The organism is Isoptericola variabilis (assembly GCF_050311655.1).
GTDB classification, from domain to species: Bacteria; Actinomycetota; Actinomycetes; order Actinomycetales; family Cellulomonadaceae; genus Isoptericola; species Isoptericola variabilis.
The window spans coordinates 240,670-261,337 of record NZ_JBNOZM010000003.1 but is presented as its reverse complement, the minus strand read 5'-3'; the positions used below and the strand labels follow the sequence as shown (position 1 = coordinate 261,337).

At 74.4% G+C, this 20,668-nt stretch carries 13 protein-coding genes; 7 read left to right on the top strand and 6 right to left on the bottom strand.

The features are described from left to right. The first annotated feature begins 103 nt into the window (after positions 1–103). The 4 genes from ACQP60_RS08360 to ACQP60_RS08345 all read left to right on the top strand — a co-directional run bounded on the left by ACQP60_RS08360 (position 104) and on the right by ACQP60_RS08345 (position 4,244). A complete protein-coding gene (locus ACQP60_RS08360) occupies positions 104–1,093 on the top strand; it encodes a CorA family divalent cation transporter (protein ID WP_429730607.1) in 990 nt (329 codons plus the stop codon). Between the two features lie 60 nt (positions 1,094–1,153). Continuing rightward, on the top strand, positions 1,154–1,891 hold the full coding sequence (locus ACQP60_RS08355) for a response regulator transcription factor (RefSeq protein ID WP_429730604.1): 738 nt from the start codon (positions 1,154–1,156) through the stop codon (positions 1,889–1,891). Positions 1,892–2,238: 347 nt separating this feature from the next. After that, a complete protein-coding gene (locus ACQP60_RS08350) occupies positions 2,239–3,273 on the top strand; it encodes a sensor histidine kinase (RefSeq protein WP_429730601.1) in 1,035 nt (344 codons plus the stop codon). Further along, complete coding sequence (locus ACQP60_RS08345; protein WP_429730598.1) at positions 3,270–4,244, top strand: TAXI family TRAP transporter solute-binding subunit; 975 nt, start codon at positions 3,270–3,272, stop codon at positions 4,242–4,244. The genes ACQP60_RS08350 and ACQP60_RS08345 overlap by 4 nt, the downstream gene beginning before the upstream one ends. 12 nt (positions 4,245–4,256) lie before the next feature. On the opposite strand, the gene galE is transcribed toward ACQP60_RS08345, so the two are convergent. From galE to ACQP60_RS08330, 3 genes are all read right to left on the bottom strand, one after another. Next, a complete protein-coding gene (gene galE / locus ACQP60_RS08340) occupies positions 4,257–5,360 on the bottom strand; it encodes a UDP-glucose 4-epimerase GalE (protein WP_429730595.1) in 1,104 nt (367 codons plus the stop codon). A 119-nt stretch (positions 5,361–5,479) separates the two neighbouring features. Beyond that, a complete protein-coding gene (locus ACQP60_RS08335; protein WP_429730592.1) occupies positions 5,480–7,693 on the bottom strand; it encodes a HelD family protein in 2,214 nt (737 codons plus the stop codon). Between the two features lie 156 nt (positions 7,694–7,849). Further along, the gene (locus tag ACQP60_RS08330; protein ID WP_429730589.1) at positions 7,850–8,839 is read right to left on the bottom strand and encodes an arabinan endo-1,5-alpha-L-arabinosidase; all 990 of its coding nucleotides are present in this window, start codon (positions 8,837–8,839) and stop codon (positions 7,850–7,852) included. Between the two features lie 338 nt (positions 8,840–9,177). On the opposite strand from ACQP60_RS08330, the gene ACQP60_RS08325 reads away from it, so the two are divergent. Beyond that, positions 9,178–11,256, top strand: a complete 2,079-nt coding sequence (locus ACQP60_RS08325) for a heavy metal translocating P-type ATPase (RefSeq protein WP_429731407.1) — start codon at positions 9,178–9,180, stop codon at positions 11,254–11,256. Between the two features lie 71 nt (positions 11,257–11,327). Here the strand turns inward: ACQP60_RS08325 and ACQP60_RS08320 are convergent, their stop codons facing one another. From ACQP60_RS08320 to ACQP60_RS08310, 3 genes are all read right to left on the bottom strand, one after another. Further along, on the bottom strand, positions 11,328–13,952 hold the full coding sequence (locus ACQP60_RS08320; RefSeq protein ID WP_429730587.1) for a polysaccharide lyase family protein: 2,625 nt from the start codon (positions 13,950–13,952) through the stop codon (positions 11,328–11,330). Between the two features lie 127 nt (positions 13,953–14,079). After that, positions 14,080–15,366, bottom strand: coding sequence for an MFS transporter (locus ACQP60_RS08315; RefSeq protein WP_429730584.1), 1,287 nt, complete (start codon positions 15,364–15,366; stop codon positions 14,080–14,082). Between the two features lie 65 nt (positions 15,367–15,431). After that, the gene (locus tag ACQP60_RS08310) at positions 15,432–16,979 is read right to left on the bottom strand and encodes an alpha-N-arabinofuranosidase (protein ID WP_429730581.1); all 1,548 of its coding nucleotides are present in this window, start codon (positions 16,977–16,979) and stop codon (positions 15,432–15,434) included. A gap of 212 nt (positions 16,980–17,191) precedes the next feature. Here ACQP60_RS08310 and ACQP60_RS08305 point away from each other — a divergent pair, with 212 nt between their 5' ends. Then, positions 17,192–18,193 carry a LacI family DNA-binding transcriptional regulator gene (locus ACQP60_RS08305; protein WP_429730578.1) on the top strand — a complete coding sequence of 334 codons (1,002 nt, stop codon included), beginning with the start codon at positions 17,192–17,194 and terminating at the stop codon, positions 18,191–18,193. A gap of 112 nt (positions 18,194–18,305) precedes the next feature. Next, on the top strand, positions 18,306–20,609 hold the full coding sequence (locus ACQP60_RS08300; RefSeq protein ID WP_429730575.1) for an alpha-L-arabinofuranosidase C-terminal domain-containing protein: 2,304 nt from the start codon (positions 18,306–18,308) through the stop codon (positions 20,607–20,609). The last annotated feature ends 59 nt before the right edge of the window (positions 20,610–20,668 follow it).

Below are 20,668 nucleotides of genomic sequence, written 5' to 3'. Positions count from 1 at the left end.
CCGCGGCAGTTCGAACTGCCGCGGCGAGCCCGAAGTGCCGCCGTGACGGGCGAGGACCGCGTCCCGCCGCGCCGTTCGGCCCGGTTCGTCTGAGAATGCGGGAGTGACGGACCGGACGAGCAGGACGGAGACGCCGGCGGGCGCGGGGGAGTGGTTCGTCGGGCCGCGCGGTGCTCCGGCGTCGTCCGCGGACGACGACCACCCGGCGCGCTGGCTGCACGTCACGGACAAGGCGTCGTTCCTGACCGCGGCGGAGGAGATCGACCCGGCGCTGCGGGAGCGGCTCGCGCACGTCCACCTCGAGACGAAAGCCGTGCCGAAGCGCCCGGTGGCGGCGGTGCGCTGGCTCGACGACGACTGGGTGGCGGTGCTCACGCCGACGGTCTGGTACACCGAGCACGACCGGCAGGTGCACACCGGCGAGCTGGGCGTGCTCGCCGGCCCGGACGCGGTGCTGACGTTCGAGGCCGGCGACGCGGGCGTGCGCGAGCACGCGCTGGACCGCCTGCGCGGCCCGGGCCCCACGCACGGGTCGGGAGCGCAACGGGTGGCGCTCGCCGTCGTGCTGGGCCTGGTGGGGGTGGCGTCGGAGGTGGAGGTCGCGCTGGGTGACGCCGTCGCCGACACGGAGCGCGTCGTCTTCGACCGCGCGACGGCGGACCCGGTGCAGCGCTTGTACGACCTCAAGCGGGAGATCACGGAGGCGCGGCGGGCGCTGCTGCCGGTGTCCGCGGAGCTGCCCGAGCTCACCACCGACGAGCGCCGCGTCGTCGCCGACCGGCGCACGCTGGAGCGGGTGGCGTCGACCGTCGAGCGCATCGACCGGCACCTCGACGCCCACGACGACCTGCTCTCCGACATGCTCCAGGTGCACCTGTCACAGGTGTCGGTGCGGCAGAACGAGGACATGCGCAAGATCTCGGCGTGGGCGGCGATCCTCGTGTACCCCACGGTGATCGCGGGGATCTACGGCATGAACTTCCACCACATGCCCGAGCTGCACTGGCTGCTCGGCTACCCGTTCGCGCTGCTCCTCATGGCGGTCGGCTGCGTGGTGCTCTACCGCGTCTTCCGCCGTGTGGGCTGGCTCTGACGGCGGGGCGACGCTCCGCTACCCTGGCGCCCTCGAAGCGCCCGACGGAGGGACGGTCCCGTGCAGCTGCTCGTGGTCGAGGACGACGACCATGTCGCCGGCGCGCTCGTGTCCGTGCTCGGACGGCACGGCTACGAGGTGGTCCGCGCGCGCGACGGCGCGTCCGCGCTGCGCGAGCTGAGCCCGCGCACCGACATGGTGCTGCTCGACCTGTCGCTCCCCGACGTCGACGGCTTCGAGGTCTGCCGCCGCATCCGCCGCGTCTCGGACACCCCGATCATCATGGTCACGGCGCGCACGCGGCTCGACGCGCGCATCCGCGGCCTCGAGCTCGGTGCGGACGACTACGTGACCAAGCCGTACGACGTGCGCGAGGTGCTCGCCCGCATCGACGCCGTCATGCGGCGCGGCCGGGGGCGCGAGTGGGACGGCGCCCGCGCCGAGACCCCCGACGCGCGCGTCCGGGTCCGCGGCCTGGTGGTGGACCTGGCCCGGCGCGAGGTGCGCCGCACGAGCGACCTGGTGGGGGACACCGTGGGCGCCGTCGTCGAGCTGACCCGCAAGGAGTTCGACCTGTTCGCGCTGCTCGTGCGCCAGCAGGGCTCGGTGCTCACGCGCGAGCGGATCCTGCGCGACGTGTGGGGCTCCAGCTGGAAGGGCCTGGGCCGCACGCTCGAGGTGCACGTCGCGTCGCTGCGCCGCAAGCTCGGCGAGCCCGACGTCGTGGAGACGGTGCGTGGCGTGGGCTACCGGGTGGCGGCGCCCGACGGCGGCGGGCCCGCGGGCGCGGGGGCGTAGGCGTCGATGCGGACCCGGCTGGCGATCATCCTGTTCGTGCCCTGCGTGCTGGTCCTGGCGCTGCTCGGCACCGCGTACGCGGGCAACGTCGCGCGGGCGAACCAGCAGGAGGTCTACCTCGACCGGCTCGCGGACTCGGGCTACCTCGTGATCACGGCCCGGCAGTCGCTGACCGCGGACGACCCGGCGATCGTCCAGGGCGACCTGGACCGCTACCGCGAGGTGTACGGGGTGGAGGCCGCCGTCATCGACCAGTCGGGTGCCACGTGGGCCACGAACGGGCTCGACCCGCAGGGGGTGGACGAGCGGCAGGCGGCGCTCGCGCGCTGCCGTGGAAGGCCGACCGGGTGGTCGTCGCCGAGCCCGTGTACGACGGCGGCGACCTGGTGGGGGCGGTCGTCACCGTGTCCGACGCGGAGGAGGTCTCCCGCAGCATCTGGTCGAGCTGGGGCATCCTCGTCGCGGCGGGCCTGGCCATGTGCGTGCTGGCCGTCGTCATCGCGCACCGCACCGCCGGCTGGGTACTGCGGCCGGTGCGCGCCGTCGACACGGCGATGGGCGAGATCGGGCGGGGGCGGCTCGACGCCCGCATCCCGCCGTCCACCGGGCCGCCCGAGCTGCGCGAGGTCATCACGCGGTTCAACGCGATGGCCGCCCAGGTGGAGCACTCCATGCACCGGCAGCAGGAGTTCGTCTCGAACGCGTCGCACGAGCTGCGCAACCCCCTCAACGCGCTGATGCTGCGCGTGGAGGACCTGGCGTTGTCGACGCCGCCCGAGCACGCCACCGAGGTGGCGCACGTCCGCGCTGAGGCGGTGCGCATGGCGCACATCCTCGACGCCCTGCTGCTCCTGGCCGACGACGCGAACCTGGCCGCGGACGCCCGCCCGCTGGACGTCGCCGAGCTGATCGCGCGGCGGGTGGACAGCTGGCGGCTCGTCGCCGTCGGGCGGGAGCTCACCTTCACCGGCCCCGACGACGCCGCGTGGGCCGAGCTGAGCTCCATCGTGCTCGAGTGCGCGTTCGACGCCGTCCTCGACAACGCGGTGAAGTTCTCGCCCGACGGCGGCCGCGTCGACGTCTCGGTGACCACGGGGGACGGACCGCCCGGCGGCGTCGTCGAGGTGGTGGTGCGCGACCACGGCGCGGGCGTGCCGCCCGAGGAGCTGGACCGCCTCGCGGAGCGGTTCTGGCGCTCGCCCGGCCACAGTACGGTGCGGGGCTCCGGGCTGGGCCTCGCCATCGCGTCCGAGCTGCTCGCCACGGGCGGGGGCGGGCTGCGCCTCGGCCTGCCCGACGGCGGCGGCCTGGAGGTGCGGCTGCGCGTGCCCGCGCTCGCGGTGGGGGCGCCCGCCGCCGGTCCGGCGGAGGTGGTCTCGTGAGGGCGGCGCGCCTGACGGCCGCGCTGGCCGCGACGCTGCTGGCCCTGCCCGCGGTCGCCGGCTGCGTCGGGGACGACGGCGCCGGCGACCCGTGGGACGGGCAGCGCCCCGACGCGCTCACCGTGGCGACCGGCGGCTCGACCGGGATCTACCACGCGTACGGGACGGCGCTGGCGCAGGTGCTCGAGGACCGCTACGACCTGCCGGTCGAGGTCGACGAGTCCGGCGGGTCGGTGGAGAACCTCGAGAGCCTCGACGCCGGCTCGGCCCAGGTGGCGTTCAGCGCCGCCGACGCCGCACGGGACGCCGTCGCGGGGGAGGGCGACTTCGACGAGCCGCTCGAGGTGCGCGCCCTGGCCCGCGTGTACGACGACTTCCTGCACCTCGTGGTCCCCGCCGACTCCGACGTGCGCACCATCGACGACCTCCGGGGCAAGAAGGTCTCCCTCGGGGCGCCGCAGTCCGGCACGGCCCTCATCGCCCACCGGCTGCTCGCGGCGGCGGACGTGCCCTCCGCCGACCTCACCGACGCCCGCCTCGGCCTGGACGCCTCGCTCGAGGCGCTGCGGACGGGGGAGATCGACGCGTTCTTCTGGTCCGGCGGCCTGCGCACCCCGGGCCTGACGGCGCTCGCCGACGACGTCCCGGTGCGGCTCGTGCCGCTGGGCGACCTGGTCGAGGAGGTGCGGTCCCGGTACGGCAGCGGCTACCGGCACGGCATCGTGCCCGAGGGCATGTACGGGTCGTCGCGCGTGGTCGAGACGCTCGCGGTGCCGAACTTCCTCATGGTGCGCGCCGACATGCCGGAGGCCGAGGCCCGCACGCTGGTGTCCACCCTGTTCGACGCGCGGGGGCAGATCGCGGCGCAGGTGCCGTCGGCGGCGAACCTCGACCGGGTGCGGGCGATCTTCACCGACCCGGTGGAGCTGCACCCCGGCGCGCTGCGGTACTACCGCGACACCAAGGACTAGGGCCGAGGGCGTCTACCAGGCCGCGGCGGCCGGCACGGCGGAGACGAGGCGCAGCCGGTGGCCGACGCCGCCGCGCCACGGGGCGGACGGGGCGAGGGACGTGGGGTACCCGGCCGGGTTGCGCTGGTGCCAGCGCCACAGGTCCAGGCAGATGTCCTCGATGCCGCGGGAAGCGCTCCAGCCGAGCTCGGCCTCCGCGCGGGCGGGGTCCGCGTACGACACGGCGACGTCACCCTCCCGGCGGGCGCCGACGCGGTACGGCACGGTGCGGCCCGTGGCGGCCTCGAACGCCCGGACCAGCTCGAGCACGCTGGTGGGGCGACCGCTGCCGAGGTTCCAGGTGGACAGCTGCTCGTCCGTGTCGCCGAGCGCGGCCAGGGCCGCGACGTGCCCGGCGGCCAGGTCGTCCACGTGCACGTAGTCGCGCATGGTCGTGCCGTCGGGGGTCGGGTGGTCGACGCCGTACACCTCGAGGCCGTCGCGCAGCCCCGCCGCCGCCTCCGCGACCGCGGTGAGCAGGCTCGCCGACGCCCCGGTCCGGTCGGGCCCGAGGGAGCCCGAGGGGTGCGCGCCCGCCGCGGAGAAGTGCCGTACGACGCCCACCCGCAGGGCGGGGCCGGCGTCGGCCACGACGTCGCGCAGGATCTGCTCGTTCATCGCGTGGCTGCGGCCGACCGGGCCGGTGGGCGCGAGCGGGGCGTCCTCGGCGTGCGGCAGGTCGCGGCCCTCCCCGTACACGGCGCCCGACGACGACACGACGAGGCGGTCGACGCCGTACCAGGCCATGCAGCGCAGCAGCGTGAACGTGGTGCCGAGGTTGGTCTCGTAACTGTCCAGCGGCCGTACGCCGCGGGCGCTCGGGCTCTTGATGCCGGCCAGGTGCAGCACGGCGTCGAAGCCCTCGGCGTCGAAGAGCCGCTCGAGGGCGTCGATGTCCGCACCGTCGAAGACGTGCACCGGCACGGGCCGGCCCGCCAGGATCTCGACCCGCTCCAGCGCCGCCGGGACGCCCCGGGAGAAGTCGTCCACCACGACGACGTCGTGCCCGGCCCCGAGGAGCCGGAGCACCGTGTGAGACCCGACGTACCCGGCGCCTCCGGTCACCAGGACGCGCATGGGAGTTCCTCGCTTCACTGCTCACGGCGGTTGATGTCGCGTCGTCATCTTGGCGGCCGGGGCCGAGCGCCCGCAGGAGATTTGAGGAAGGTCAGAGGGTGCAAACCCGCACTCGACCGTCAGGAGACCGTCACCTGGGCCAGCTCCTGCGTGCACCGGGTGAGCGCCACGTAGAGCCCGTTCCAGCCCCGCGGCTCGGCCGCGATCCCGTCCGGGTCGACCACGACGGCGCCGTCCCACTCGAGGCCCTTGGCGTCCGTCGCGGACAGCGCGGGCACGCCCTCCGGCAGCGTCTCGCGCAGCGCGGCCAGCCGGGCCGCGGGGGCGACGACGCCGACCGTGCCGCCCTCGTAACGCCCGGCCATCCCGACGACGGCGTCGGCGGCGACGTCCGGCCAGGTGCGCTCGTCGGCGTCGGCCCGCCAGGGCGTGACCGGGGCGGACCGGACGGCGCGCGGCGGGTCGTTGCGGCTGCCCGCGCGGCGCAGCACGGGGACGGTGAGCTCCATGACCTCGCGCGGGGTGCGGTAGCAGATGGTGAGGTCGGCGCGCCGCCAGCGGTCGCCGAGCGCGTCGCCGACGGCCTCGCCCCAGTCGGTCTGCCGGTGCGCCGACGAGGCCTGGTCGATGTCGCCGACGGCAGTGACGGACCGGGTGGGGCAGCGGCGCACCACCATGTGCCACTGCATGCCGGACAGCTCCTGCGCCTCGTCCACGACGACGTGCCCGTACGTCCAGTCCTGGCGCGCGGCAGCCCGCGCGGCGACGAAGACGCCGCCGTCGGGCTCGTCGTCGGCACCGTCGGCACTGTCGGCGTCGTCGGGCTGTTCGGCGCCGTCGTCGCGCGGTTCGCCGAGCAGGTCGGCGAGGGCGTCGAGGAGCGGGACGTCGCTGCTCGCCCAGCCGTCCGCGCCTCCGGCGGGCTCGGCGACGACGCGCGCGACCTCCGCGGGGGCGAGGTCGGGGGCGTGCGCGGCCAGGAGGTCAGGGTCGTGCAGCAGGCGGGCGAGCTCGGTCGCCGGGTCGCGGCGCGGCCACCAGGCGTCGAGCGTGGCGGCGACGCCGGGGTCGACGGCGACGCGCTCGCGCAGCGCCTCCAGGTCCGCGTCCGAGAGCACGCCGTCGACGTCGGAGCCCGTCGCCCCGGTGGGCAGGGCGCGGTCGTCGGCGGCGGCGAGCCGGGCGTCGAGCTGGCCCAGCACGTCCTCGAACCCCTCCTCCGCGCGGGCGAGGAGCTCGGCCTGGCGGTCGGCGACGGCGTCGACGAGGAGGTCGTGCACGCGGTCGGTCACCCGGTCGCGGGCGCGGTGGTAGGAGCCCGCGCCGGCCGCGGCGCGGCGCGCGGCGGCCACCTGGGCCGCGGGGAGCACGTACTCCTCGCCGTCGAGCACCAGGGCCAGCGGGCCGTCGTCCGGTTCGAGCGACGCGGCGAACCCGCGCAGCGCCGGGAGCCACGACGACCGCCCCTTGAGCTCCGCGACGTCGCGACCCTCGGAGCGCGTGGGCCGCACGCCCGGCACGAGCGTGTCGCAGGTGGCGGAGACGACCGCCGTCTCCCCGAGCGCCGGGAGCACCTGGGCGATGTAGTCGAGGAACCGCGTCGACGGGCCCAGCACGAGCACGCCGCGCTCCGCCAGGTGCGGCTGCGCGAACAGCAGGTAGGCCACGCGGTGCAGCGCCACGACCGTCTTGCCCGTGCCCGGGCCGCCCTGCACCACGAGCGGGGTGCGGGCGTCCGCGCGCACCACGTCGTCCTGCTCCCGCTGCAGGGTGGCGACGGCGGTGCCCATCCGGCCGGTGCGCCGCTCGTCCAGCGCGGCGAGCAGCGCCCCCTCGCCGACGAGGCCCGAGTCGTCGAGCCCTCCGTCGAGCGGCTCGTCGTCGACGCCCACCACCTCCGGCCCGCGGGTGCGCACGTGCCGGCGGCGGCGCACGCCCTGCGGGTCCACCGGCGTCGCCGTGTAGAACGGACGGGCGACGGCGGCACGCCAGTCCACGACCAGCGGCTCGTCGTCATCCGTGGCGCCGGGCAGCCCGACGCGGCCGAGCCGGCGCACCGAGCCGTCGTCGCCGTCGAGCCGGCCGAAGATCAGGCCGTGGTCCGCCGCACGCACCTCCGCGCGCCGCGCCCGCAGCCGCGCGATCCGCGCGCGGGCCGCGGCGTCCTCGGGGCGGGCGCTGGCGAGCGCGGCCTCCAGGTCGTCGAGGACCGTGGTGCGTCGTGACCATGCGGCGTCGAGCGCGGCCTGCTCCTCCTCGATCGCGCTCGTGACGGCGTCGGCGTCGGCGTCGGTCGTGGTGGTGGTGGAGACCTGCGGGGAGGGCTGGGGCACGGGACCTCTTTCGTACGGTGTACGGGGCCCTGCCCCAACGCACGGCCTCGCGCGATTGTTCCCTGGGCCCGCCCGCCCCGGCGCCGAACAGGCAGTTGTGCACCATCTCAACCGTCAGAACGTGCACAACTGCCTGTTCGGCGGTGGGTGGCAGCGTCAGTAGACGTACGGCCAGCCGGCGGCGTCGTAGCCGAGCAGGTTGATGCCGAGGAACGACGCCCCGGAGTCCGCGTAGTAGTGGTACATCAGCACGTCGGCGTCGACGTCGGAGAAGACGGTCTGGTGGCCGGGCCCGTGGATCGACCCGTGACCGGCGAGCACCTGCGTGCCGCCGCCCTGGGTCATGGGCACGCCGGCGCGGTCGACGTACGGGCCGGTGACCGACGTCGAGCGCCCGACCATGACGCGGTAGGTGGAGGCCGCGCCCTGGCAGCACGCGTCGAACGACACGTAGAGGTAGTAGTAGTCGCCGCGCCGGTGGATGGTGGGCGCCTCGATCGCGCCGCCGCCCCGGCCTGCGATCGCGTGGAACGCGGTGCCCGAGCGCAGGCCGGACGTCGGGTCGAGGCGGATCATCTTGATGCCCGACCAGAACGAGCCGAAGCTCAGCCACCACCCGCCGTCGGCGTCGACGACGAGCGCGGGATCGATGGCGTTGAAGTCGTCGGAGGTGCTCGACTCGACGACCTTGCCCCGGTGCGTCCAGGTGCCCGGGTCGCCGGTGGGGCTCGTGGCCAGGAAGATCGCGGACGTGTTCACGCCGAACGACGACGCCGAGTACCAGAGGTAGTACTGGCCGTTCGCGTGATGGATCTCCGGCGCCCACAGGTGGGTGCTGCCGCGGGTGTACGGGTCGGCCCAGGGCGTGCCGCCCGGGAACGCGGCGCCGACGTCGGTCCAGCGCGTGCGGTCGGTGGACGTCTTGAGGCGGACACCCTCGCCGGTGCTGGCGACGAGGTAGGTGCCGTCGGGCTTGCGCACGACGTCGGGGTCGTGCACCCCGGTGTCGCCGGTGACGACGCCGGGTCCGGGGTAGTCGGCGGCCGCGGCGGTCGTGACGACGGCGGAGCCGGCGGTGAGCGCGACGGCGGTCACGGCCGTGGTGGCCGTCGCGACGAGTCTGGTCCAGGCGGTGCGGGCGTTCATGGTGCTCCTCTTCGTCGAGGTCTCGCAGTGAGCGTTCGCGTGCCCGAGGAATGTTTCCATCGTTGTAGATCGAAGGCAAGGGTGATGGGGCAGGTCGCGGGCGCGGCGACGACAGGCTAGGGGTCGCGGAATACGGGGAGGGGGTATATGGTTGGCGGCAGCGGGGATACCCCTTAGGGGTATCCATCGAGATCGCGAACCCGTCCGTCCGAGGCAAGGATCGAGCTGTGGACCACTCCTCTCACGACCAGCACACGGGGCACCGCCGCCCCGACGCCGCGCGCGTCCTGGAGAACGACCACGCGCACGAGGGTCACGACATGCACGCCGGTCACGACATGACCGCGCACGACCCGCACGCCGGCCATGACATGCACGCCGGCCACGACATGTCGAGCCACGGCGGTCACGGCGGTCACGGTGACCATGTCGGGCAGTTCCGCCGCCTGTTCTGGATCATGCTGGCGCTGGCGGTGCCGACCGTCGCGCTGTCGCCGATGTTCGCGATGGTGCTCGGCTACGAGCTCCCGGACGCGGCGTGGGTCGACTGGGTCTCGCCGGTGCTCGGCACGGTGATCTACCTGTGGGGCGGCCGGCCGTTCCTCACGGGGGCGGTGTCGGAGCTGCGGGCGCGCAAGCCCGGGATGATGCTGCTCATCGGCCTGGCGATCACCGTCGCGTTCGTCGCGTCGCTGGGCGCCAGCCTGGGCGTGCTCGACCACCAGCTCGACTTCTGGTGGGAGCTCGCGCTGCTGGTCGTGATCATGCTGCTGGGCCACTGGATCGAGATGCGGTCCCTGGCGCAGACCACCTCCGCGCTCGACTCGCTCGCGGCGCTGCTGCCGGACGAGGCGGAGCGCGTCGAGCAGGGCACGGCGGGCGAGCAGGTCGTCACCGTGCCGCCGGCGGACCTGCGGGTGGGCGACGTCGTCCTCGTCCGGCCGGGCGGGAGCGTCCCCGCCGACGGCCGCGTGGTCGACGGTCGCGCGGAGATGGACGAGTCGATGGTCACCGGCGAGTCGCGCACGGTGGGACGCACGGTGGGCGACGCCGTCACGGCCGGCACGGTCGCGACCGACTCCGGCCTGCGGGTCGAGGTCACCGCGACCGGCGACGACACCGCCCTCGCCGGCATCCAGCGGCTGGTCGCCGAGGCGCAGGCGTCGTCGTCGCGGGCCCAGCGGCTCGCGGACCGCGCCGCGGGGTGGCTGTTCTGGTTCGCCCTGGGCGCGGCGGTCGTCACCGCCGTCGCGTGGACGGCCTTCGGGCTGCCGGACGACGCCGTGATCCGCACCATCACCGTCCTCGTCATCGCCTGCCCCCACGCGCTGGGGCTGGCCATCCCGCTGGTCGTCTCCATCGCCACCGAGCGGGCCGCCCGTGGCGGCGTCCTCGTCAAGGACCGGCTGGCCCTCGAGAGCATGCGCACCGTGGACGCCGTCCTCTTCGACAAGACCGGCACGCTTACCAAGGGGGAGCCGACGGTGGCGGACGTCGCGACGGTGGCCGGCACGGCCCTGGACGTGGACGCCGTGCTGGCGCTCGCGGCGGCCGCCGAGGCGGACAGCGAGCACCCGCTGGCCCGCGCGATCGTCCGGGCGGCCGAGGCTCGCGGCGTCGCCGTCCGACGCGCGACGGACTTCTCGTCGTCGCCCGCCGTCGGCGTCGTCGCGAGGGTCGACGGGCACGAGGTGCGCGTGGGAGGGCCGCGCCTGCTGGAGGAGCAGGGCGTGGGCGAGGTGGCCGAGGCGGACGCCTGGCGCGCGGACGGCGCCATCATCCTGCACGTGGTGCGCGACGGCGTCGTCGTCGGCGGGCTGAAGCTCGCGGACGAGGTGCGGCCGGAGTCCGCCGAGGCCGTGGAGGCGCTGCACCGGCTGGGCGTGCAGGTCGTGATGATCACGGGCGACGCCGAGGCGGTGGCCCGGTCCGTCGCGGACGAGCTCGGCGTCGACCGGTACTTCGCCGGCGTGCGGCCGGAGGACAAGTCGGCGCGCGTGGCGGGGCTGCAGGCCGAGGGCCACAAGGTGGCGATGGTCGGCGACGGCGTCAACGACGCCCCGGCGCTCGCGCAGGCCGACGTCGGCATCGCCATCGGCGCGGGCACGGACGTCGCCATCGCGTCGGCGGGGGTCATCCTCGCCAGCGACGACCCCCGGTCGGTGCTGTCCGTGATCGAGCTGTCGCGGGCCAGCTACCGCAAGATGAAGCAGAACCTCTGGTGGGCGGCGGGCTACAACCTGCTGTCGGTGCCGCTGGCGGCGGGCGTGCTCGCCCCGGTCGGGTTCGTGCTGCCGATGTCCGTCGGCGCGCTGCTCATGTCGCTGTCCACCGTGGTGGTGGCGCTCAACGCGCAGCTGCTGCGGCGCCTGGACCTGCGGCCCGACGTCGTGTCCCGCGAGGTCCTTGACCGCTAGGACGCCGCCGAACAGGCAGCTGCGCACGCTCTGGGACTCCAGAACGTGCGCAGCTGCATGGTCGGCGTCGGTCAGGCGATCTCGAGCCGGACGGCGTCGTAGGCGGCCTCGTTCCACAGGTGCTCGGCGCCGGCGTTGATCTGCAGCGTGATCTCGTTGCCGGTCCGCTTCAGCAGGCCCGCGTCGAACGTGATCTCGCGGGTGTGGTTCCGCCCGCCGCGGGCGCTGCGGTAGGTGGCCCCCTTGGCGTCCTCGGGGCCGAAGGTCCAGACGAACGGCTCGCCGTTGACCGTGATCGTGAGGTTGCTGTTCTCGGGCGGCACCGGCAGCGCCGAGCCCATGGCCCACGCCGCCAGCGCGATCGTCAGGGTCGCCTGCGCGCCCGCCTCCGGCGCGCGGTCGAGGTCGAACAGGATGCGCCACGGGCTCTCCTGCCGCGTGACGTGCAGCCGGTACGTCGTCGGCGCCGCCGACCCGTCGTCGTCGCTCACCACGATCTCGACGACGGTGCGCTGCGCGTCGAGCGGGACGGCGAGCCCCGCCTCCGGCACGACGTCGCCCCCGATCGTCACCCGTGCGTCACCGCGGCCGGTGGCGCGGACCGTCACGGACTGCTGGTCCCAGGGCAGGTCCGCGGCGAAGTCGGACCGGAAGGTGCTGAAGCCCGGCACCAGGTCCGCGCCGTCGACCTCGAGGCTCCCGAGCACCGGGAGGGCGGCGTCCGCGGCGAGGATCTCGACGGCGTTGATCCGGCCGTCGCCGCTCGCCGCCAGGTCGAGCCGGCCCCCGGTGACGGTCACCGTCGCCGTGTGCACGGCGTACTCGCCGCGTGCCGAGTCGAGAGCCACCGGCTCCCCGCCGGCGAACGAGACCCGGGTCCTGTTCGCTGCGATGTCGTCGCCGGAGAGCACGGTGACCTCGTACTCGCCGTCGGGCAGGTCAACCGCGAAGGTGTAGCCGGACCCGACGACGAAGTCGCGCTGCAGGTCGCCGTCCGACCCGCGGTCGCGGGAGTCGACGGCGCGGTCGAGGCCGAACCCGCCGCCCGCGGCGTACAGGGTGTTCTGGGCGACCCGCCGGTACCCGTCGGCGACGGGGCTGGACGCGGTGCCGAAGTCGAACAGCCAGACGCCGTCGGCCTCCTCGGGGAGCACGGTGCCCTCCGGCGCCTGCACCGGGTAGGACCGCTGGTACTGGATGTAGTTCCAGTCCTGCGGGGTGCTCGTCCCGACCGTGTAGGTGACGCCGTCGGGGAAGTCGTCGTGGAACGACTCGAACAGCCCGTACCGTCGGAACTCGCGGCCGTGGCGGAACTCCCGGGAGTCGCGCGTGGGGGTGCCGAGCTGGAACACCGTGCGCCCGTGGCTCGTGGGCTCCCACAGCATGCGGCCCAGCGTCACCTCCTGGCCGGCGCCGACCTCGACGCCGTCGATCACGTACTCGCCCCACAGGCCGCCGCCGTACACCGTGAGGCGGTAGGTGCCGGGCCGCACGTGGTCCAGGACGAATCGGCCGCCCTCCTCGACGTCCGCCCAGTAGTTGTAGCCGAGCACCGAGTCCTGCATGGGCGTGCCGTCGTCGGACAGCACGACGACGGCTCCGTCGAGGTTCGGCGTGCCGGGAACCTGGACGGTGCCGCGCACGCGGGAGCGCTTCGCGGTGGGCGTCCAGCCCTCGATCGCGAGCCGGTCGTAGAACTCCGCGTGCCGCTCGAACCGCGCCTGGCGGGCGGCGTCGCGGCGCATCGCCTTCGGGTCGTCGCCCTTGTTGACGTAGACGAAGTACGGGCCGTACGTCTTCTGCCACGCCTGCCCGGCGGCGACGCGCACCGGCGGAGCGCCGTAGTGGGTGGCCTGCGGCTCGACGAGCAGTACCGGGGTGTCGCCGGTCTGGTGCAGGATCAGGTCCTGCCGCACCGGGCCGCCGCTGAACCCCTCCAGGTTCGGCAGCGCCGCCCACATGCCGAAGCCGCCGCCGTACAGCCCGTGCAGGCTGTGGTCCTTCATGGACACGGCCCAGTCGTACTTCGTGTAGTAGCGGCGGGGGTAGGCGGAGCCGGTGCCCTCGAGGTCGTAGGTCGCGTCCATCACCATCTCGGCGCGCGAGATCTCGGCGCCCGTGGGCATCCGGGCCGCGGCCTCGCGCCACCGGACGGCGTCGGCGTCGTCCTCCACCGACGCGTGCGTGAAGACGCCGCCCGCGGTGTAGAAGACGTACCGGTGCTGGTCGGTGCGGAAACCGTGCAGCGCGGCCGGGTGGTCGTAGCTGTAGGCGAGGTGGATGCCGGCCTCGCCGGAGCGCACGACGTGGTGCCGCACCAGCCAGCACGGCATGTCGCCGGTCGGGCTGTGGTGGTACGCGACGTCGACGAAGTCCTGCTCGCGCCGGACGGTGAGGTGGTTGTCCGCCGGCGGGAGCGGCAGGCCGCCGCCCTCGCGGACGGTGTTCATGTCGTAGTTCCCGCGGCCCACCAGGTTCACGCCGTCGTGGACGAGCGAGGTGGTCCGACCATTCGACTTGTCGACGGTGAGGCGGACGAGGCCGTTGTCCACGACGACATGGGTGTCCGTCTCGACGACCTCAGGCGGACCCGAGGCGGAGGCGCGTGGAGCCGGGGCCCACGGCAGCAGCGCTGTTGCGGTGATCCCGGCCAGCTTCCCGAACGTGCGCCGCGTCATTGCGGCCGATGTGGTCATGCCACGGGAAATTAGCACGATTCAATCGTCGATTGGAAGGATTCATTAGATGACTGGCGTGGCGAGGTCGGTCATCCGGTACGAGATCGGTCGGGAAGTGGACCGAACTCGCACCGCTCGACCGATCTCAGGCGGTGGGCGGGGCTGTCGCGATCTCTGGCGTCGTGGTCGACCGATCTCGAGCTCCGCCGCGGCGCAGGACGACGAGGTTGAGCGTCGCCGCGGCGAGCAGCACGACGGCGGTGGCGACGAAGACCGCGCGCAGGCCGGCCTGCGCGGCGACCAGGCCGCCGAGCACCGGCCCCGCGACCTGCCCCACGTACTGCGCGGAGACGCCGAGCCCCAGCACGCGGCCGACGGCGTCCGGCGGGGCGAGGTGGCGCACGGCCGCGGTGATGGACGGCAGCAGGCCGCCGAGGCTGAGGCCGAGCAGCACGCGCAGGACGCCGAGCTGCCAGACGTTCGCGACGAACGCCTGTGCCAGAGCCAGCACGCCCGCCGCCGCGAGGCAGGCGATCACCACACGCGTGTGGCCGACGCGGTCCGCGAGCCGGCCCACCCGCGGCGCCGCGACGACGCTCCCGACGGCGGTCAGCGCGACGAGGATCCCCGCCACCCCGGCCGCGTGCGAGAGCTGACCCAGGTCCTCGACGTAGACGGTGACGATCGGCTCGATCGACATCGTCGAGAACAGCAGCAGGCTCGACGTCGCCAGCAGCGCGACGACGGCGCCCGGGCGCTGCACCTGCGACCACACGCCGCGGCGCGGGGCGGTCGCCGCGCGGGGCGCGCGCGAGGCGGTGCGCGGCTCGCGCAGGAGGAACGTCGTGGCGAGGAACGCGAGGAAGATGACCGCTCCGCACACGACGAACGTCGACCGGATGCCCACCCACGCGGGCACGAACCCACCCACCAGCGGCCCGACGACGTTGCCCGCGAGGATGCCCGACGACAGCACCCCGAGCGCCCAGGCGCTGCGGTCCTTCGGCGTCTGCGCCGCCACGAGAATGGTGGCCCCCGAGGAGTAGCCGCCGAGCAGTCCGACCAGCAGCCGGACCGCGACGAGCTGCTCGACGCTCTGCACGAACCCGAGCAGCGTCATCGCGACCGCCATGCCCAGGCTGGCGCGCACCAGCATGGACTTGCGGCCGAACCGGTCGCCGAGCATCCCCCACAGCGGTGCGGTGAGCGCCGCCGTGAGGAACGTGGCCCCGTAGGCGACTCCCGACCAACGCACGACGGCGGCCGGGTCGTCGACGCCGAGCTGCCGCACGTACTCCGGCAGGAACGGCACCAGCAGCGTCATCGCGACGAGCGTGGTGAACGACCCGACCGTGCCGACGGCGAGGTTGCGCCGCCAGTACCGCTGCTCGGGGTCGGCGACCGCGGGGTTATCGACGTCAGGGCTGCTCATGCCCCAGGTCTACACCCGCCGTCCGCTGAATGGGACTATATGTCTCAGATATCGAACGGCAGACCTCAGGCGAGCGTCAGGCGAACGGTCGCGAACGCCGCGGGCGGCAGCTGCGCCGTGAGGACGCCGTCGGTCACCGTCACGCCGTCGAGCGGCCGCGGCGCGACGGCCTCGGGCGCGTCGAAGGTGTTGTGCGCGGCGGGGTCGTCGGCGGCGAGCACGGTGGCGACGGGCTCGCTCACCGCATGGCCGCGCAGGTCGATCCGCACCGTGGCGGGGGCGTCCGGGTCGAGGTTGGTCAGCGACACCAGCACCGCGCCGTCCTTCGTGGACGCCGACGCCGAGACCGTCCCGACCGCCGTGCCGTCGACGTCGTGCGTGGCCCGCGGCGACCGCTCGCGCACGGGCAGGCTCGCGGCGTCGTGGTGGCCGGCGCTCATCGCGAAGGCGTGGAACGTGGGCGTCTTGATCATCTTCGCGCCGTCGGTGAGCAGCATGGACTGCAGCACGTTGACCGTCTGCGCGATGTTGGCGAGGCGCAGCCGGCGCGCGTGGTCGTGGAAGGCGTCGAAGTGCACCGCCGCGACGAGCGCGTCGCGCATGGCGTTCTGCTGGTACAGGAAGCCGGGGTTGGTGCCGGGCTCCACGTCCCACCAGGTTCCCCACTCGTCGAGCGCGAGCCCGATCTTCGCCTGCGGGTCGTAGGCGTCCATCACGGCCGAGTGCCCGGCGAGGATGCGGCGCACGTCGAGCGCCTTGCGCATCGTGGCCCAGTACTGGTCGCGCGTGAACCGCGTGGCGCTGCCCTTCTCGCCCCAGGTCCCGGCGAACGTGTAGAAGTGGAACGACACCATCTGCCACAGGTTGCGCGGCTCCGCGTCGCCGAGCTTCGCGACCTGCTGCATGAGCGTCTCGGTCCACGCGTAGTCGTCGTCCGACGCGCCCGCCGCGACGCGCACCAGGCGGTTGCCGCCGTGGTCGCGCGCGTACGTCGCGTGCTGGCGGGCCAGCGACGCGAACTGGTCGGCGCGCAGGTTGCCGCCGCAACCCCAGGGCTCGTTGCCGATGCCGAAGAACGACAGGCCCCACGGCTCGTCCCGACCGTGCTCGCGACGCAGGCGCGCCATCGGCGAGTCGTCGCCGCGCGTCAGGTACTCGACCCAGTCCGCGGTCTCCTGCACCGTGCCCGAGCCGACGTTCCCCGAGATGTACGGGGCCGTGCCGAGCAGGTCGCACAGCGCCATGAACTCGTGCGTGCCGAAGGCGTTGTCCTCGACGACGTCGCCCCAGTGCGCGTTGACGATGCGCGGGCGGTCGGCCGCCGGGCCCACGCCGTCGCGCCAGTGATACGTGTCGGCGAAGCAGCCGCCCGGCCAGCGCAGGTTGGGGATCTGCAGCTCACGGAGCGCCTCGACGACGTCGGTGCGGATGCCGCCGACGTTCGGGATGTCGGAGTCCTCGCCCACCCAGAACCCCTCGTAGATGCACCGGCCCAGGTGCTCCGCGAAGTGGCCGTACAGGTGGCGGCTGATCGTCGGGCCGGGGACGTCGAGGTCGACGACGGCGTCGAGGGCGAGACTCGCGTCGGGCGTGGTCGTGGGCAGGTCGGTCACGGGGGGATCCTCCAACGTCGCAGGTGCGGGGCCGACGCTACAGAGCGAGGGCGACGGGCGGCGAGGCGCTCGACCGCCGAGACGACGGCGTCGCTCCAGGCGCGGCAGGCGGCCCGAGATAGGCTCCGCCCGGGGCCGGACGCGGCCCGGGACTCCGGCGGGAGCGCCGGTGGACCAGCTCGATCGTCGGGGGAGCAGGCGCCGTGGTGACGATGAACGACGTCGCACGGGCGGCGGGCGTGTCGTCCATGACGGTCTCCAACGTCGTCAACGGTCGCAGCGGCGTCAGCGACGAGGTGCGACGGCGCGTCCTGCGGGAGCTCGAGCGGTCCGGCTACCGCATGAACGTCGCGGCTCGCACGCTGCGCGCGGGGCGGAGCGGCGTGATCGGCCTGGCCGTGCCCGAGCTGGACCGGCCGTACTTCGGTCAGCTCGGGGCGCTGGTGACCGCGGCGGCTGCCGCCGAGGGGTATCGGGTGGCCGTCGAGGAGACCGGCGCGCAGGCCGAGGGCGAGCTCGCGGCGATCCGGCTGTCGCAGACGTTGTCGTACGACGGGTTGATCCTCAGCGCGGTCGGCCTCGACCTGCAGACCCAGCTCACCGACGCGGGGCAGCTCCCGATCGTGCTGCTCGGCGAGCGGGTCGCTCCGACCGGCGTGGATCATGTGGCGCTCCCGAACCACGAGGGGGCCCGCGCCGCCACCGCGCTGCTCATCGAGCGCGGCTGCCGCAGGATCGCGCTCGTCGGGGGGCGTCCCACCGACGCGACCACGATGCTCAGCCTCCGGCTGGGCGGGTATCGGGCGGCCCTGCAGGACGCCGGGTTGCCGTACGAGCCGGACCTGGTGATCCCCACCGGCGCGTACACGATGGCGGAAGGACGGCGCGCGGGCGCCGAGCTCGGGACCCGCTTCCGCGGATCCGCCCGGGTGGACGGGGTCGTCGGCGTCACCGACACGGTCGCGATCGGGGTGGCGCGCGGCCTGGCCGACGTCGGCGTCCGCGTCCCGGCGGACATGCTGCTGGCGGGGTTCGACGACGTCCCCGAGGCGGAGTACCTCACGCCGTCGCTGACGACGGTGGCGCCGGACCACGCGTGGGTGGCCCGCCGTGCCGTCGGGATGCTGCTCGGCCGGCTCGACGGCTCGCGGGTCGGCGGCGGCGACGAGACGGCCCCGTTCACGCTGGTGGAGCGCGAGTCGACCCGGCGCTGAGGCCGGGCACGACCCGTGGTTCCGGCGGGGTCTGGACACCCGCTTTATCCATAAAGTAGTTTTCCTCGACGGCACGGACCCGACGCCTGCCTCCCACGAACGACGGAGTTCCATGACCGGCACCGCCCCCGCCCCGCTGCGCATCGTCGTCGGCGAGCCGACCGAGCGCGAGATCAGCCCCGACCTGTGGGGCATCTTCCTGGAGGACATCAACTGGGCCCTCGACGGCGGGCTCAACGCCGACCTGGTCCAGAACGGCGGCTTCGAGTACGGCCCCGACGACCACGAGGACTGGGGTCCCCTGACCGCGTGGACCACCGAGGGCGCGGTGCGGGTGCGGCGGGCCGACCCCCTGCACCCGGAGAACGCCGTCCACGCCCGCCTCGACGCGCGCGGCGCGCCGGCACGGCTCGGCAACCTCGGGTACGACGACGGCATCACCGCGCCGGCGGGTCGGTACCGCCTCGCGCTCGCCGTGAGACGGGTCGACGACGACGCCCGGGAGATCCGCGCGGACCTCGGGGGAGCGGCCGCCGACGTGCCCCTGGGTGCCGCGGTCGGCGCGTGGGCGTTCGTCGACGCGACCCTCGACGTCGTCGACGCGCTCGACGCCGCCGAGCTGCGACTGGAGCTCCCCGCCGGCGTGGCCGACGTCGACGTGGTGAGCCTGCGCCCCGTGGACCCGGCGACGGGCGAGCCGCGCACCTTCCGCGCCGACCTCGTCGCCGCCCTCGCGGGGCTGGCCCCCGCCTTCGTGCGGTTCCCGGGCGGCTGCATCGCGCACGGCTACGGCCTCGACAACCTGTACCACTGGAAGTCGACCGTCGGCCCGCGCCACCAGCGGCGCCACCTGCGCAACGTCTGGGGCTACCACCAGTCGATGGCGATCGGGTACTTCGAGTACTTCGAGCTGTGCGAGGCGCTGGACGCCGCCCCGGTGCCGGTCGTCGCGGCGGGCGTCTGCTGCCAGAACATCCCCGGCCGGGCGCGCGCGATCTCGCCCGACGACATGCCGGCGTACATCCAGGACGTCCTCGACCTCGTGGAGTTCGCCAACGGTGCGCCGGACACGACGTGGGGCGCCCTGCGGGCCGAGATGGGGCACCCGGAGCCGTTCGGGCTGCGCTACGTGGGCGTGGGCAACGAGGACGAGATCACCGCGGAGTTCCGGGACCGCTTCGTGCCGATCCACGACGCGCTCCGGGCCGAGCACCCGGAGATCACCGTGATCGGCACCTCCGGCCCGCAGCTCACCGGGCGCGACTTCGACGCCGGGTGGGCGATGGCCCGCGAGCAGGGGGTCGCGGTCGTCGACGAGCACGGCTACCGGACGCCGCACTGGTTTCACCAGCAGGTGGACCGCTACGACGCCTACGACCGGACGGGACCGGCGGTGTACGTCGGCGAGTACGCCGCCCGGTCCACCCGCCTGCGCTCGGCGCTCGCCGAGGCCGCGTGGATGGTCGGGCTCGAGCGCAACGGCGACGTCGTCCGGCTGGCGTCCTACGCGCCCCTGCTCGCCCGGGTCGGGGGGACGGCGTGGCAGCCCGACCTCCTCTACTTCACCGCCACGGACGTGCGCCCCACCGCGAGCTATCACGTGCAGCGGATGTTCGCCCAGACCCGCGGGGACCGCGTCTGCGAGGTCACCGTCGCCGGCGCGGACGACGTCGTGCGGCGCCCCTCGGGCCCGCAGCGCGTCCGCCTCTCGAGCCGCGGCGCGGACGTGACCTGGACCGACGTCGAGGTCGACGGCGTGCGGGTGGACGACGTGCGTACCACGGCCGACGGCGCGGCCCGCGACGTCGGCGCCTGGCCGCGGGAGGGCGCCGAGATCTCGGCGCAGCTCGTGCGCACCGCCGGCACGGAGGGAGTCGTGCTCACGTTCGGCGGCGACGGCGGCGCGTCGTCGGCGTACACGTTCCAGGTCGGGTCGTGGGAGAACAAGTCGACGGTGCTCACCCGGACCGACGACGGCCTCGACAACGAGATCGACGGGCCGCACCCCTTCCGCGGCCTGCGCACCGGCGTCCCCCGCACCGTGCGGGTCCGCTCCGAGCCGGTCGACGACGGGACGCGCGTGCGCGCCTGGGTCGACGAGGCGCTCGTGCACGACGTCGTCGACGTCGACCTGCCCGAGCAGCGCGTCGTCGCGGGCGCGACCGCGCGGGCCGACGGCAGCCGCACGGTCCGGGTGGTCAACGCCTCCCCGACCGCGCGCGAGACCGTCGTCGACCTGCCCGGGACGGGCCGGGTGCACGCCAGCGCCGAGACGCTCAGCGGGCCCGACCCCGACGAGGGCGAGCCCTTCGAGACCTGGCCGCACCCGCCCGTGACCACGGAGCTCGGCGGCGACGGGAGGCTCGAGATCCTGCTGCCCCCGTGGTCCGTCACCGCCGTCACGATCCACGCCTGACCTGCCTTTTCACACCCTTCAGCCAGTCCCTCGATCCAGTCCCGTCAGCACCCCGTGAG

Bases quoted from the DNA above. Each gene is read 5' to 3' on its own strand.
- ACQP60_RS08315 (WP_429730584.1), bottom strand. From the start codon at position 15,366: ATGAGCAGCCCTGACGTCGATAACCCCGCGGTCGCCGACCCCGAGCAG.
- ACQP60_RS08305 (WP_429730578.1), top strand. From the start codon at position 17,192: ATGAACGACGTCGCACGGGCGGCGGGCGTGTCGTCCATGACGGTCTCC.
- ACQP60_RS08320 (WP_429730587.1), bottom strand. From the start codon at position 13,952: ATGACCACATCGGCCGCAATGACGCGGCGCACGTTCGGGAAGCTGGCC.
- ACQP60_RS08325 (WP_429731407.1), top strand. From the start codon at position 9,178: ATGACCGCGCACGACCCGCACGCCGGCCATGACATGCACGCCGGCCAC.
- ACQP60_RS08300 (WP_429730575.1), top strand. From the start codon at position 18,306: ATGACCGGCACCGCCCCCGCCCCGCTGCGCATCGTCGTCGGCGAGCCG.
- ACQP60_RS08330 (WP_429730589.1), bottom strand. From the start codon at position 8,839: ATGAACGCCCGCACCGCCTGGACCAGACTCGTCGCGACGGCCACCACG.
- galE (WP_429730595.1), bottom strand. From the start codon at position 5,360: ATGCGCGTCCTGGTGACCGGAGGCGCCGGGTACGTCGGGTCTCACACG.